General features: G+C 40.7%; 14 protein-coding genes and 2 tRNA genes. 5 read left to right on the top strand and 11 right to left on the bottom strand.

Features of this window, described 5'->3' with window-relative positions:
• Positions 1–13: 13 nt before the first annotated feature.
• The 3 genes from M917_RS03660 (at position 14) to M917_RS03650 (ending at position 2,722) form a co-directional block, all read left to right on the top strand.
• The gene (locus M917_RS03660) at positions 14–2,011 is read left to right on the top strand and encodes a MacB family efflux pump subunit (protein ID WP_021813416.1); all 1,998 of its coding nucleotides are present in this window, start codon (positions 14–16) and stop codon (positions 2,009–2,011) included.
• Between the two features lie 399 nt (positions 2,012–2,410).
• Positions 2,411–2,486 (top strand) — tRNA-Lys (locus M917_RS03655).
• A 160-nt stretch (positions 2,487–2,646) separates the two neighbouring features.
• Positions 2,647–2,722 (top strand) — tRNA-Lys (locus M917_RS03650).
• Between the two features lie 56 nt (positions 2,723–2,778).
• Here the strand turns inward: M917_RS03650 and M917_RS03645 are convergent.
• Complete coding sequence (locus tag M917_RS03645) at positions 2,779–3,561, bottom strand: MBL fold metallo-hydrolase (RefSeq protein WP_021813415.1); 783 nt, start codon at positions 3,559–3,561, stop codon at positions 2,779–2,781.
• Between the two features lie 203 nt (positions 3,562–3,764).
• Positions 3,765–5,852: a catalase gene (locus tag M917_RS03640; RefSeq protein ID WP_021813414.1), complete on the bottom strand. Its 2,088-nt coding sequence runs from the start codon at positions 5,850–5,852 to the stop codon at positions 3,765–3,767.
• Positions 5,853–6,286: 434 nt separating this feature from the next.
• Between M917_RS03640 and M917_RS03635 the strand changes: the two genes are divergently transcribed.
• On the top strand, positions 6,287–7,078 hold the full coding sequence (locus tag M917_RS03635) for a dienelactone hydrolase family protein (RefSeq protein ID WP_021813413.1): 792 nt from the start codon (positions 6,287–6,289) through the stop codon (positions 7,076–7,078).
• A 114-nt stretch (positions 7,079–7,192) separates the two neighbouring features.
• Here M917_RS03635 and M917_RS03630 read toward each other — a convergent pair whose 3' ends face one another.
• The 3 genes from M917_RS03630 to M917_RS03620 all read right to left on the bottom strand — a co-directional run bounded on the left by M917_RS03630 (position 7,193) and on the right by M917_RS03620 (position 8,847).
• Positions 7,193–7,867, bottom strand: a complete 675-nt coding sequence (locus M917_RS03630; RefSeq protein ID WP_021813412.1) for a DUF938 domain-containing protein — start codon at positions 7,865–7,867, stop codon at positions 7,193–7,195.
• Positions 7,868–7,967: 100 nt separating this feature from the next.
• Positions 7,968–8,429, bottom strand: a complete 462-nt coding sequence (locus M917_RS03625; RefSeq protein ID WP_021813411.1) for a flavodoxin family protein — start codon at positions 8,427–8,429, stop codon at positions 7,968–7,970.
• A 4-nt stretch (positions 8,430–8,433) separates the two neighbouring features.
• Entirely contained in the window at positions 8,434–8,847 is a 414-nt protein-coding gene (locus M917_RS03620) for an OsmC family protein (protein WP_021813410.1), read from the bottom strand.
• 164 nt (positions 8,848–9,011) lie between these two features.
• Here M917_RS03620 and M917_RS14250 point away from each other — a divergent pair, with 164 nt between their 5' ends.
• Positions 9,012–9,227 (top strand): RNA polymerase sigma factor sigma-70 region 4 domain-containing protein, encoded by a 216-nt coding sequence (locus M917_RS14250; RefSeq protein WP_021813409.1) that lies wholly within the window; start codon positions 9,012–9,014, stop codon positions 9,225–9,227.
• A gap of 106 nt (positions 9,228–9,333) precedes the next feature.
• Here M917_RS14250 and M917_RS03610 read toward each other — a convergent pair whose 3' ends face one another.
• From M917_RS03610 to M917_RS03585, 6 genes are all read right to left on the bottom strand, one after another.
• Complete coding sequence (locus M917_RS03610) at positions 9,334–10,773, bottom strand: caspase family protein (RefSeq protein ID WP_021813408.1); 1,440 nt, start codon at positions 10,771–10,773, stop codon at positions 9,334–9,336.
• 281 nt (positions 10,774–11,054) lie between these two features.
• The gene (locus M917_RS03605; RefSeq protein ID WP_021813407.1) at positions 11,055–11,807 is read right to left on the bottom strand and encodes an SDR family oxidoreductase; all 753 of its coding nucleotides are present in this window, start codon (positions 11,805–11,807) and stop codon (positions 11,055–11,057) included.
• Between the two features lie 91 nt (positions 11,808–11,898).
• Positions 11,899–12,243 (bottom strand): VOC family protein, encoded by a 345-nt coding sequence (locus M917_RS03600; protein WP_021813406.1) that lies wholly within the window; start codon positions 12,241–12,243, stop codon positions 11,899–11,901.
• Positions 12,244–12,349: 106 nt separating this feature from the next.
• Positions 12,350–12,898: a P-loop NTPase family protein gene (locus tag M917_RS03595; protein ID WP_021813405.1), complete on the bottom strand. Its 549-nt coding sequence runs from the start codon at positions 12,896–12,898 to the stop codon at positions 12,350–12,352.
• 160 nt (positions 12,899–13,058) lie between these two features.
• On the bottom strand, positions 13,059–13,448 hold the full coding sequence (locus M917_RS03590) for a DoxX-like family protein (protein ID WP_040641862.1): 390 nt from the start codon (positions 13,446–13,448) through the stop codon (positions 13,059–13,061).
• The gene (locus M917_RS03585) at positions 13,435–13,875 is read right to left on the bottom strand and encodes a thiol-disulfide oxidoreductase DCC family protein (protein WP_040641860.1); all 441 of its coding nucleotides are present in this window, start codon (positions 13,873–13,875) and stop codon (positions 13,435–13,437) included. The genes M917_RS03590 and M917_RS03585 overlap by 14 nt, the downstream gene beginning before the upstream one ends.
• Between the last annotated feature and the right edge of the window lie 300 nt (positions 13,876–14,175).

The following is a 14,175-nucleotide window of genomic DNA, read 5'->3' as shown; positions in this document are numbered from 1 at the left end:
GGTAGCAGCGCAAATGAATACCCTAGACCCCAGCCCTACTATCGCAGCAGATACCCCATTGATGGAAGTCAAAGGGCTAATAAGAGAGTTCAAAGCTGGTGAACAAACCATTCGGGTGCTCCATGATATCAATCTGACCATCAATCAAGGCGAAATGGTCGCCATCATTGGTCAGTCAGGCTCTGGCAAATCGACCTTAATGAATATCTTAGGTTGCTTGGATCAGGCAACTGCTGGTGAATATAAAGTATATGGACAGTCAGTCAGTCGCTTAGACGCCGATGAGCTGGCCAAACTGCGCCGTGAGCATTTTGGCTTTATTTTTCAGCGTTACCATTTGCTTGGCGATATCAGTGCGCGAGACAATGTCTCTGTCCCCGCCGTGTATGCTGGTATGGATGGACAAACCCGTAACGAGCGTGCCGAAAAACTATTAACAGATTTGGGCTTGGGCGAAAAAGTCAATAATCGTCCAAACCAGCTCTCAGGTGGTCAGCAGCAGCGTGTGTCTATCGCCCGTGCACTCATGAATGGTGGCGATATCATCTTAGCGGATGAACCAACAGGGGCACTTGATAGCAAGTCTGGCGAAGATGTTATGAAAATCTTGTATGACCTAAACGCTCAAGGTCATACTATTATCATGGTTACCCATGACCCCAATCTCGCGGCGCAAGCCGAGCGTGTGATTGAACTCAAAGACGGCTACGTAATTGCCGATTATAAAAACGATAATTATAAGCAAAACCACGTACAACCTGAGCCGATTTTAGACAACAATCGTAAAAGCGTTTTTAGCAGCTTCATCGATCGTTTGCTTGAAGCCTTTAAAATGTCTTTGCTAGCGATGCGCGCCCACAAAATGCGTACCTTGCTTACCATGCTGGGTATTATCATTGGTATTGCGTCAGTGGTCTCAGTCGTCGGGCTTGGAAAAGGCTCACAGGCGCAAATACTTTCTAACATCAGCTCGCTTGGCACCAATACCATTACCGTGCGTGATGGCTATCCCTATGGAGATCCCAGACGGCAATATAACGATGACAATTTGACACCGCAAGATGCGCAAGCGGTTGCCGATCAGCCTTATGTCCTCAGTGTCAGTCCTCAGCTTGATACCAATTTGGATGTGCGTTATCGCAACATCCAAGAAGCAGCCAGCATCAGTGGCGTCGGTGAAGAATACCTGAGTGTCAGTGGTGAAACACTGATACAAGGTCAGGGTTTTAATGAGCAAAGTATATTACGCCGAACACAAGACATCATCATTGATGACAATGCCAAAAAAACCTTTTTTCCAGATAATCCCGACCCCATCGGTGAGGTGGTGTTGATCGGTAGCGTACCAGGACGCATCATAGGTGTTCTTGCACCTAATACTGGTGGCTTTGGTAGAAGTGTCGATACACCAACCTTGTACATGCCTTATACGACGATGATGTCACGTATCATAGGCGGCTCCAACATTGAAAGCTTTGTTGCACTGATTGATAATAACATCTCCTCTACCGCTGCTGAATCTGCTATCTATCAATTGATCGAAAGCCGTCATGGCACCGATGATTTTCGTATCACTAACTCAGACTCTATTCGCCAAACTATTGAATCAACTACCACGGCAATGACGTTATTAATCTCATCTATTGCTATTATCTCTTTGGTCGTTGGCGGTATCGGCGTGATGAATATTATGCTGGTATCAGTCACCGAGCGCACCAATGAGATTGGCGTACGCATGGCTGTCGGTGCACGCCAAAACGATATCATGCAGCAATTTTTGATTGAAGCCATTTTGGTCTGTGTGTTAGGAGGGTTAATTGGCATTGGCTTAGCATTTGCTGTCGGTGAACTCATCAACCGTGTGGGCGGTGACAGCTTTCAAGTGATCTACTCGTCAACCTCTATCATTGCAGCGTTTGTTTGCTCAACGCTGATTGGTGTCGTCTTCGGTTTCCTGCCAGCACGTAATGCTGCTAAATTGGATCCTGTGGAAGCACTGTCTAGAGATTAAGCAGCCATTTCTAATACGTGTAAGCAAAATGCTCAATACTTTGTATGAAACCACAGTGAAATTTTGAAAAAATATATGTTTTTACTTGAGATTGGCATTTTTTTTCAAATTCGGGGTTGTAATTGTCATAATAATATATATAATGTGCTCTCACGTTTAGGGATACAAATGCTTTAAACGTTGAAGCAAGCTTAATGTATTTTTTACTATTGATAACTCAATATATAAAAAATTAAGTTTGAGACATTTTTTAGATGTCTGGTTTCAATAAACTTTCCTTTAAGGAAGTTTATCTTGCAGTAAATGCAAACCTAGTTTGGATACAGTGTTTTTAGAATTTAAGAAAATATAAATTCTCTTGCGCTCGGACAAAGCAGTGCTTTGTTTTATCCTCACTCAGGGCCGATAGCTCAGTTGGTAGAGCAGTTGACTTTTAATCAATTGGTCCCGCGTTCGAGTCGCGGTCGGCCCACCATATTTAGTAGTGCGCTTGTTGTGTACATTGCCCTATCAGGTATTGGCGTAATAAGTAACAAAGTTTAAGAAGCTTTCTTTTAGAAAACTTCACCGAATTTACGAACATGTAAATTCACTTGCAGAGCTAAAAAAGCAGTGCTTTTTTTATACGCTCTTCAGGGCCGATAGCTCAGTTGGTAGAGCAGTTGACTTTTAATCAATTGGTCCCGCGTTCGAGTCGCGGTCGGCCCACCATATTTAGAAAGCCCAGTCATTTAATTGACGGGGCTTTTTTTTATTCAAAATATTTATTAATGCTTGTGCTTACGAATACTGAAGCCAGCCTCCTTTCGCCACAGCAATTTATGTTTAATAGTATCCTTAATCGTGCGTGGGTGCTTCGGTGCTTGGATAATTAAACTTTCAAAAGTTGCCTCATCTATCACCAGCTCACCGCCATGCGCCATCATAACCTTTGAAGGTTTTAAGTCCTTTATGCGTTGTAGTGACTCGATATACACCTTGGGGTCATAAATGGGGAAAGGCGCCACAAACTTATGACGCAGTTTAATAATCAAATCAGCCGTATATACTTGCCGACTGGGTACATGAAACAAAGACAAATCGCGGTCTGTATGTCCTGGCGTCTCAAGCACCTGCCATTCATCAAACTCTGGTACGACGTCACCATCTTTGACCTTAACATCAGGTTTGAGATGCGCTGGATAATATAGATTCTTGGATGATCGGCCTTGACGTTTCGCTACATAATGCGCAAGATTGATGTCCACAAGATGCATGGCACGGCCACCAAACCCACTGTACCACTGATGTTGTTTATCGGCTGAAACCACCAGACAGCCTGTTTTTTCTCTAAATTTATGAGCGCCACCTGCATGATCTGGATGCATATGAGTGACCATGACTACTTTTAGATCCGTTACTGGTCTTTGCAAATTGACTGCAATATAATTTAGCACCATTGCCACATCAGGACGGCAACCGCCATCTAATAATAGGATTTTGTCAGGATAGACCGCCAGATACGTACTTTGGATATATCCCTCTAAACGTACAATTTCACATAAACTCATTCATCGTCCCTGACTAGATCGTATTTATATTTTTAGTATAACGTTGATCAATACGAAATAAATCCTTTTCAGTGAACGCTTGTGACTATTATTTGTTTATCCTATGGTCATCTCAATATCTTACGAAAAATTTTTATCCCTAAAAAAACCCAGCACATAAGCTGGGTTTTTTGTGTTCAAAATAAACCTTATGGATTCATAAGTTACGCCAAATCACGTACCTTTGGCTCACGTTCCCATAGACGAGTTTTAGCATTTTCGATAAAACCTTCAACATCATCAAGTGGCGTCACAAAGGCATCTTTTTCAATAGGTAATTTGCTCAAGATATGCTCTTCGGTCGCAGGGCAATAAGCGATCGCTTTGCAATGCGCATACGCATCATTAAACCAGTCTAGTGCTGCGCCGTCTTTGGCCAGCTTTTTAGCAGGTGGATGCATGATGATACTTACCACAGCATCAAAGATGACTGAAGGCGCGCCAGCCAAACGCTCATCCGCTTGAATGCGCGTACCGTTATCTAAAATCACTTCTTTATTGGGAGCAACGATCTTGACGTTAGCGCCAGCTTCACGAGCCGCTTTTTCAAACTTCTCAACTTCGCTATGGCTAGAACCTTCAGCCACTAAGATACCGACCAAACGACCTTTTAAGCTTTTTGGGCTGATACCAATAGTTTGAACTGCTTCAGAAGTGGCCAAATCTTGCACAGGCGCGGCAGCATCAGCTGGTTCTGGTAGTTCCATACCAAGTGCAGTAGCCACACGGTTTGCTAACTCTTCGTCGATATGACGCAGATGGCTCAGCGTACGGGTACGTACATGAGCGGTATCCACTTTACCCAACTCAAATGCATAAGCGGAGGCAATATGCGCTTGTCCTACTGCGGTTTGACTGCGATAGAACATACGTGGCTGACTGTAATGATCGGCAAAGCTTTCTGCTCTTATGCGACCTTTGACACCATCATCCAGCTGCTCTTGGAATGAGGCAAAACCACGTTTAGCGCTTTCACGCGGTCTAGTTGGATCTAGACTTTGTGGTTCATAAAGCACACGTGTTTTAGGTACTTGCATTTGCATATGACCATCTTGCTGATTATTGGCAAACGGGCATTTCGGTGCATTGATTGGAATCTGTGCAAAGTTTGGTGAACCCAAGCGTGACAACTGAGTGTCTAGATAACTGAACAGACGACCTTGGAGTAATGGGTCGTTACTAAAGTCGATACCAGGTGGCACGTGCGATGGACAAAACGCCACTTGCTCAGTTTCTGCAAAAAAGTTATCGACATTGCGGTTTAATACCATTTTACCGATGATTTTTACGGGTACCAATTCTTCTGGAATGAGCTTGGTCGCATCTAAATGGTCAAATGGGAAATTATCCGCTTCTTCTTCTGTAAATAGCTGTACACCAAATTCCCATTCAGGATACATCTCGTTATCAATGGACTCAAATAAGTCACGACGATGATAATCAGGATCAGCGCCAGAGATTTTTACTGCTTCATCCCATGTGGTTGACTGCACACCAAGTACTGGTTTCCAATGGAAACGTACAAAGGTGCTTTTGCCTTCTTTATTAATCAAACGATAGCTGTGAATACCAAAGCCTTCCATCATACGTAGGCTACGTGGCAAACCACGATCGCTCATGAGCCAAATCAGGTTATGCATGGTTTCAGGACTTAACGATACAAAATCCCAAAACGTATCATGAGCCGAGGCCGCTTGCGGAAAACCGCGATCAGGTTCAGGCTTAACCGCATGAATCAAATCTGGAAACTTAATCGCATCTTGGATAAAGAAAATCGGCATGTTGTTACCAACGATATCCCAGTTGCCCTCTTCGCTATAGACTTTTACAGAAAACCCGCGAACATCACGAGGTGTATCTTTTGAGCCTTTGCTACCTGCCACGGTAGAAAAACGCGTAAAGAGTGGCGTCTGCTTGCCTGTTTCTGTCAGGATTTTGGCAACGGTATACTCTTCTAATGATTCTGTTAATTCAAAATAGCCATGCGCTGCACTACCGCGCGCATGAACAATACGCTCAGGGATACGCTCATGGTCAAAATGATTGATTTTTTCGCGCAATACAAAGTCTTCTAGTAGCGTGGGGCCACGACTACCGGCTTTGAGCGAGTTTTGATTGTCACTGATGGGCACACCTTGCTGAGTCGTCAACACTTTGGTGTCCTCGCCTGCACGCTGATGAGTCTCGCCACCGTTGCCACGTTCCATGTTCATATCTTTGGCGGGGTCGGTATGATCAATATTATTATTCATAAAATGTCCTGGCTAGTGAATAAAATGATCCCTTTTGAGACCATTAATAATTTACTTACACAGATTTAGTATCCTTGGAGATAATGATGACTTCGTCTGTCGATTATTTATCTGTGTTTTCAATGTTACCAATTATTAAAAAATATAAAAAAATAATAGGCTTACGAGCCATACTACCCAAAATCGAGCTTCACTTATGGTAAACCTTGTTTATATTTAGTTAACTTTTGCACTTGTCATAAATAAGACATCATGTATTTTTTTTAAGCATGTTAATCTCTCTTATGTAAATTAAGACATTAACAATCGAGTCTTGTAATGTAGTTATTCTTTAAGGTATGATTTTATGAAAACTAAAACTCACTGATAAATAAAATGGATAGCATTCTTAGCCATATATTTATCTTTTTTATTAAATCATAAGGCGATCTATTATGTTATCAACTGCGAATTTTCTGTTTAAAAGATCTTATCATTCATTGGTTGTGGGTGCATCAATGGGCGTGATGGCACTGACGTTTAGTCAGACAGCGGCCGCGATTACGACCAAAAATGTTACCTACACGGTAGATAACCAAGCATACGAAGGCTATTACGCCAAAGCCGATAAGCCGAATGCCCCTTTTATTTTATTGATTCATGATTGGGACGGTTTGACAGATTATGAGCGCAAGCGCGCTGACATGTTGGCCGAAGAAGGTTACAACGTACTAGCAGCAGATATGTTTGGGCAAGGCATTCGCCCTACGTCTGTTGAAGAGAATAAACGTTTGACCGGCGCCCTATATGATGACCGAAACAAGATGCGACGCATCGTTGCTGGCGCTTTAACTGCAGGCCAGTTACAAGGTAACAATGTCCGTAATGGCGTAACGATGGGCTATTGTTTTGGTGGCACGGTTGCTTTGGAGATTGCCAGATCTGGCTTTGAGCAAAAAGCCTTTGTTCCTTTCCACGGTGCTTTTGATACCCCAGCAGGTCAAAATTATGATAATACCACAGGCGAGATATTGGTATTCCATGGCTCTGCTGATGAATCCGTGTCTCTCGAGAGCTTCGCTACTTTGGGTAAGACGTTAGAAACGGCTAATGTACCTCATGAGATGATCACCTACAGTGGCGCGCCACATGCCTTTAGCGTGTTCGGAAGCGATAGATATGATGCTCGCGCTGATGAGCGTTCTTGGAAACGCTATTTAGATTTTTTGGCAGATGAATATAAATAGCCTAGCGGTATAAAAATATCAGTAACCATATAAGTAACGCTAAATAAAAAGACACCTCAATCAAGATCTTATAACGATCAATTGCGGTGTCTTTTTTTCTGAGGCTTTAACAATTTAACGTTTCTGAAATATCAATAGCTGATTATTGGCAGGCATTACATATGTATTAGTGAGTTGTAGATGATGTGCGTTTGCCAAACTGACAATGTCTTCTTTATCGCGGATGCCGCTGTCAGTATTACCTTGTCTTAACATCGCATCAAATCGCTGGTTCCCCTCACTGGTATATTTGCCATGCTCATTAAATGGGCCATAGACAATTAGCTTGCCGTCCATAGGTAGCGCATCACTAGCCAATGCAAATAACCGTTTGACCAAAACCCAACTGATGATATGTAACGTATTAGCCGTAAATAACGCATCATAAGGCTTGTCTAAATGATTGCTATCTAAATGACTGCTATTTAAATGAGTATTAACAGGTATCGAATCATGATCCAAGTCAAACGCTAGCGGCAAAAATAGATTGGGCGCAGGATAGGCATTATGCCAAGCGGTTATATGACGATGATTACTGAGGACATCGCTGGTCTGCCACTGTATCTCAGGTAAATTCGGTGCAAAATAGACGCTATGCTGACCCGTTCCAGAACCAATCTCTAGTACATGCGTAAAGCCTTGCAGCTCGCTTTGTAATACTTCTAAGATGGGCTGCTTGTTGTTCTCACACGCTTGCGAAAATGGCAATGCAGCGATATCAATTTTACTATTTGGATTATCGTTCTGCATTATTATTCTCCAAACCGTCTATTATGCTCTTGGCATCGATTGCAATATATGGATGAGCATTGTCAAATATTGCCCTAGTGATTGCCCAAACAACTCACTACTAGTAAATACCTGCCTCTACGCCAGCGGCTAATGTCATGGCAAGTTCCTCTACTTGGTCGGTAAAGCTATCTTGCCAATCGCCTTGTAGTATCAACGCCTCTTGAATCCATGACCAACGCAGCCCCGTCGTAATTGTCTTCATGGCAAGCTTGGTACCTGTACCATCATGTCCTGCACGTATGTATAGTGCAAATGGCAAACCTTGCTTCTCTTCTAACACAGGATAGTAACAACGATCAAAGAAGTCTTTGGTCAGCCCTGCCATGTACGCCAAATTTTCAGTGGTGCCTAGTAGTAATGCATCAGCAGCCAATACATCTTCAGGCTGCGTGTCCTGTGGCGACTTCAAAACGACATTGATATCTATATCAGGATGATTGGCACCGTTGTAAGCCGCTTGCGCCAACTTTTCAGTGTTGGGCGATGGCGCATGCGCGACTATCAGTAGTGTTTTTGCCATAGCTTTAAAGGCCACGAGCAGTACGGAACGTTAAGTTCTGCGTGATGTCGGGATGAATGCTCTTGGCGACTGGGCAAGTCAATGCGGTGTTATAAAAGATCGTTTGCGTTCTATCATCAAGTTCATTATTAAACGTCACGATGATATGGATCTCGCTCACGCGTCTTGGATCAGCAGCCATGACTTTGGTCACTTCAGCTGTCGTCCCTGCAATATCGATATCCATGTCACGGGCTTTGATACCGATAATGGTCAACATACAACTTGCCAAGCTGGTGGCTAGCAAGTCAGTCGGAGAAAACGCCTCGCCCTTGCCTTGATTGTCCGTTGGCGCATCGGTGATGATTTCATTGTTTGATTGCAAGTGGATGGCGGTGGTGCGCAAATCGCCTTGGTAGGTTACTTTTGACGTGGTCATGGGAATTCTCTCAAATCATTATATTTTTCTAACTTCCGCAATAGTCATGTTGAAGTTATATATTGACAATGACTAGTTAAGAATATTAGTATGAAAACAGTATCTTTTTCATACTAATATTAGATTACTACCAACTAGTCATCATGTGTATAAGGATATATCCTATGTTCCCTTTCAATAACGGTATTCAGAAAGAATTTAATCGAGCAATTTTTGATCAGATGCCACGTAAAGATCAAGACGAAATGCTACAGCAAATTTATGATAAAGGCTATTCTGTTAAGGATATTGCGAAGCTGCTCAACATGAACTCGCAAGCTCTGTACTCTCGTATTAATGCTCACCGTGGAAGAGGTAGCCAACTTACCCCTTCTCACTAAGAGATCTATTTTAATAAATAGAGAGGAAGTTCTCTCTATTTTCTTCGCATATTGCTGAGTAGAATAGCGCACCAACAAAGAAGCCTATTTTACGCAAATTATTGCATCATTTACTGACGCTCATACCATATGGGAAGAGAATCCTGTCTTCACTGGTGAAAGAAGCTGTAACTACTAGTTGAGCGTTAGGAATTATCATCTCTTCTGATAAAAGTCTAACTAACTTACTATATTTAATTGGATATGTACCCATATCTAAGCGATTATTTCTATCATCTTTTCTTAATATATTAAAACCTTGAAAATGAATCTCCGCAATCACATTTTCATTTTCATCGTTTTTATGTGAAACTACATCAACATTAACTTGGTTATTTTTTCCAGGTATCACATAAAATCTATTCTGGTACTTCAAAAGTATCTCAGATATAAAATCGAAGCTTCCTGAAAACTTTGAATAAGATTTTAGAGAAAACACTAATTCAAATTGAGCTGCCTTGAAACTTGATCTGAGCTCCCCCTTTGAGTTGAAGAATATTTCGAATAACATACCATCTAAAATACACTTAGACTTATCTTCTTCTAATAATACTTCGTCTTTGAAGTTTTTAATAAACTCTGTTGCAGCGTCTGAACTACCACAAGAGGCTTGATATATGTTCCTTCCTAATACAAATAAGGAGTCATTATCAGAAGCATTTATGTCATCGGATGTTAATTTTTTTACTGCAGGGTTCTGTATATACCAGTTACCTATTTTTAAGTCTTTAATAACTTCATCAATTTTTTTTCCAGATGTCAGCATGTAGAGTGAGTCTGCTAGCGACTCAGAACTGTATTCATCAACAATTCTCCCAATACTCATATTGAAGAAGAAATTACCAGATAAAGATGTATGTTCCCAAGATGTTTGAGATCCAGATGTTCTAGCTGATAACGTGTTTCTAACCCTCTTAAATAGATCTTCAATTGGGACATCTTGAGTGTTTATATGAGTCAAAAAAGACTCCGTAAAACTACCGTTTCGTCCTAATCCATCTTTTGCAATTTCACCAGGGGAGGTCGCAAAAGCCATAAAAGTTCCTTTTGGAGTATAAACAGATGCCAATCCACTCTGTTCAGGCCCCCTATTCCAAGCTCTAATAAATGGATTATTCCTACAAGCGTCAAGAATAATTATATTAGTTGAGTTCGTACATGAATCCATCGTATCAATAATTTGATTTAGAGGAAACGATGAATGTTTAGCTGAAATTTCATCTACGAAGCTTGTATCTACAGTGTTAAGATAATTTTCGCCTTTGATCTGCATTCCATGCCCAGCAAAATAAAACAAACCCACATCGCTATTGTTAAGATAATCTTTAAAATCCTCCAACCCTCTGTCAATATCCTCTGCGCTAGCATCAGTTATCTTTATCACATTAAATTCTAATTCCTCAAGGGCTTCGGTCACGTCATCGGCATCATTCACTGGATTTTTCAGTGCTGCACCATCTGGGTATGCAGAAATTCCTACTATAAATGCTGATAATTTACGTTGCATCTATATTTCTCCAGCTATAATAGCTAATTAGGATAAGTGAAATTTTATCAAAAAATTAAAAATAGCAGTATACTAACAAAGTGTATATCAAGTATATTATTAGATAATATAAAAAATAATAAGTTAGAAATAAAATTATTTCTGATATAACCAATTATAGTCCTCTTGCAAAAGTACCTTTTTACTAAGAAAGGAGATTTTACCTAGAATAGGCTATTATTCACCTTCACATAAACCAAGCAAAAAATATTAAGTATTCATCTTTAAACTCTTTATCCCACTTACAAACCACCTGTAATATCCAAGAAGTTTCCAGTCGAAAAGGAAGATTTATCTGACGCCAGCCAATAGATGGCTTCAGCAACTTCCTCAGGTTGCCCGCCTCTTTGCAGTGGAATCACTGTCTTTAATCGCTCTACTCTTTCCGGCTCTCCGCCATCGGCATGCATATCAGTGTAAATCAACCCTGGACGGACACAATTAACCCGAATGCCTTCAGCCGCAACTTCCAATGACAATCCTTTAGTTAAGGTATCAATAGCGCCTTTCGATGCAGCATAATCAATATATTCATTCGGTGAGCCTGAGCGTGCTGCTCTAGAAGAGACATTCACAATGACACCTCCCAAGCCGCCGTGCCGAGTAGACATGCGTTTTACCGCCTCTCTACAACACAAAAAATAGCTGGTGACATTGTTTACGAGTATTGCGTTTATTCTGTCGGCAGTCATATCTTCTAAACGGGATTGTTTTTTCAAAATACCAGCGTTGTTTACGAGTACGGATAGTCTACCTAGCACTTTATCGACGGTGGAAAACATACGGATGACGTCTTCTTCAAAAGAGACATCTGCCTGAATCACAATGCACTTTCCACCATCAGCCGTGATCGTCTCAGCCAGTTTGTTGGCCGCTTCTGAGTTAGATTTATAGTTAATAGCCACCGCGTAACCTTGCTTGGCAAACAGCCTCGCTGTAGCAGCACCAATACCCCGACCACCACCTGTGATGAGTGCCACTTTTTGAATACTCATACATCTATCCTTTACATACAGATCTAAAATAACGCCTAAAATTACCGCTGGTTCGAAGCCTGCACAAAATCTATCTTCGCAAAACTTATTATTAACTATCAAACTCAGTGATATGCAGCAATTCACCCGCTGGACCCCATAAATAAAAGACCTTGCCCCACTCCTCTGGTTGAATCGGTGTAATTCTTGTCTTATGCTTGGAACTTGAGCACAAATCGAACGCTTCTTTGAGATCTGAGACGCAAATCTGCAGCATAAAATTATCTGCCAATTCTTGATTATAAAACCGTTGCAGATATAAAAAACACGCTCCATTTTGAAAGAGTGTTAAATTATCGGTTACAAACTTGGGTTTAAAGCCAATTTCAGAATAAAATAACTTTGAGACTTCATAATCCTTACTAGGGACAAACACTTTTATATTAGTTACATTCATGATGATTTCCAAAGGCAGCTAAAACCATATGACACGTCTAATTAATTATTGGCTAGAATGTAAAGCAGAACCAAGGTAATTGTGACGTATTCATTTTTTAAACACTTTACGATGTGTGTAGCTCGTCTATATACGCCTTGGCCATTTTAGGGCTTTTCAATCTTACAAACTCTATATGACGATACTTAGGATCGTTAAAGATTTCTGTGTAACGAATACGGTTACGCTTATACGTTTTTAATGTCCAAATGATAATGGAATCGCGGCTAAAGAATGACTTAGCAAATGTCTCAACATTACCAGTATTATCCCAAAGCTCAGTTTTGCTGACTGAACGAATAAATGCGTGTTTTACCGCTTGATAAATAGTACGAGAGAACGAGTAATCTATCCATATAACAGAATCAATATCGGCCCATTTTATCTCAGCTGTTCTATGGTAGTTACCATCAAGAACCCAAGTATCACCAGACAGGCAACTTCTAAGTTTGGTAAAAAATTCTTCATCAGTAGATTCTTGCCAATTAGGCTTCCAAAACATCGCGTCCATTTCAAAATAAGGGTAACTCAATTTTGTCGCTAGCATACAGCTAAAGGTAGATTTACCGCTTCCGCTAGTTCCTATTACATTGATTTTTTTCATACCTTCACGCATAAATTTCCATTCAAACACATCATGACGCTAAGCCAATCAGTACTCCATTTAGCTTTTAATAAACTTAGTTACTCAAGTCTCGAAGACTAATCGTATGAATTTTTCATATCGACTTTTATGTGTTTCTTTGCATAAAATATTGAACCGTTTGAACCATCACTTATGCATTATCATTTTTATCTACAAACAATATCAAATAACAAAAACCTAGCCCTAAGATATTGGTGGTAACAGGGTTAAATGCACTAATCAAGTATTCTGGGCTTGCTAAACCTACGAAGATCAATAACAAACATAAAGCGACTGCTGCTATATAAACAGGCAGAGTAGATTTTCTAAAAAATATGATCAAGCACCCCAAAATTATTTCTCCAATGCCAGTTAATGGAGAAACAATATTAGCTGGCAAATTAAGGCCACTCAGTGAAACCAAATGAATTTCAACCGCGCTTAGCCATAGTATTTTGGGCACTAAGCCATGATAAATAAACAAGAACCCTAATAGCAGCCTGCTGACAAAAGAAACATGAAAAAGCTTAATGTTTTGCATCTAAGAAGCGCGCCTCGTGATCTGGCGATGGTAGAGTACAATAATCGTATTTCCCAAACAAACTGTAGCGGTTTAAAGCAATGCGATCATACATCCAGTCACGTATTGGCTTTGGAATAACCCTAAAGATACAAACTGCTTTCCATGGATAGACAAGCTTTGCCACTATCTGAAAAAATGCATCGCTTTTTTGGAAAGACTGACAACCTTCTACATAAAGCATCGTTTCATAGGATTCAGAAGGTAGACCAAAATGGAGAAGTATTTTTTTACCTTCTTCTGACTGTACGCTGCACAACTTAAAAACGCGCTGTCGATCATGCTTAATAATAAAGTTGCTCCACGCGTTGCAAAGCTTACAAACACCATCGAAGAGAATCACTTTATCTGACGCGCCAATATAAGGTGGGAGTTTACCAGCATTCATATTTTTGCTCTTATAGATGAGATTTTATCATCCTGCAAATTTAGCACTAATATCGGCAACCAACAATCTAAATATAGTGAGACAAGCAACTAAAGTAGATTTATAGACAGCGAATATTTAAGTTAAGGAAAGCATAAAACAGAAGTATGAAGATTATTAAACAAAGGAAGTAATCATACTAGATATGTATGGATAGCGAGGTGGACAGATAAAAGAGGTAGCGGGAAATATAGTAGACAATACAAAACTGCAGACGAAAGAAAAGCCCCCTTGGCGTTAGCGAAGGGGGCTTTTACTTTA

The sequence above is a fragment of the Psychrobacter aquaticus CMS 56 genome, assembly GCF_000471625.1.
In the GTDB taxonomy this organism is placed as follows: domain Bacteria; phylum Pseudomonadota; class Gammaproteobacteria; order Pseudomonadales; family Moraxellaceae; genus Psychrobacter; species Psychrobacter aquaticus.
The sequence above is the reverse complement of the archived record's forward strand: the minus strand, read 5'-3'. Positions and strand labels throughout refer to the sequence as shown.

Coding starts and splice junctions, on each gene's coding strand:
- M917_RS03660 (WP_021813416.1), top strand. CDS start 14: ATGAATACCCTAGACCCCAGCCCTACTATCGCAGCAGATACCCCATTG.
- M917_RS03645 (WP_021813415.1), bottom strand. CDS start 3,561: ATGAGTTTATGTGAAATTGTACGTTTAGAGGGATATATCCAAAGTACG.
- M917_RS03640 (WP_021813414.1), bottom strand. CDS start 5,852: ATGAATAATAATATTGATCATACCGACCCCGCCAAAGATATGAACATG.
- M917_RS03635 (WP_021813413.1), top strand. CDS start 6,287: ATGTTATCAACTGCGAATTTTCTGTTTAAAAGATCTTATCATTCATTG.
- M917_RS03630 (WP_021813412.1), bottom strand. CDS start 7,867: ATGCAGAACGATAATCCAAATAGTAAAATTGATATCGCTGCATTGCCA.
- M917_RS03625 (WP_021813411.1), bottom strand. CDS start 8,429: ATGGCAAAAACACTACTGATAGTCGCGCATGCGCCATCGCCCAACACT.
- M917_RS03620 (WP_021813410.1), bottom strand. CDS start 8,847: ATGACCACGTCAAAAGTAACCTACCAAGGCGATTTGCGCACCACCGCC.
- M917_RS14250 (WP_021813409.1), top strand. CDS start 9,012: ATGTTCCCTTTCAATAACGGTATTCAGAAAGAATTTAATCGAGCAATT.
- M917_RS03610 (WP_021813408.1), bottom strand. CDS start 10,773: ATGCAACGTAAATTATCAGCATTTATAGTAGGAATTTCTGCATACCCA.
- M917_RS03605 (WP_021813407.1), bottom strand. CDS start 11,807: ATGAGTATTCAAAAAGTGGCACTCATCACAGGTGGTGGTCGGGGTATT.
- M917_RS03600 (WP_021813406.1), bottom strand. CDS start 12,243: ATGAATGTAACTAATATAAAAGTGTTTGTCCCTAGTAAGGATTATGAA.
- M917_RS03595 (WP_021813405.1), bottom strand. CDS start 12,898: ATGCGTGAAGGTATGAAAAAAATCAATGTAATAGGAACTAGCGGAAGC.
- M917_RS03590 (WP_040641862.1), bottom strand. CDS start 13,448: ATGCAAAACATTAAGCTTTTTCATGTTTCTTTTGTCAGCAGGCTGCTA.
- M917_RS03585 (WP_040641860.1), bottom strand. CDS start 13,875: ATGAATGCTGGTAAACTCCCACCTTATATTGGCGCGTCAGATAAAGTG.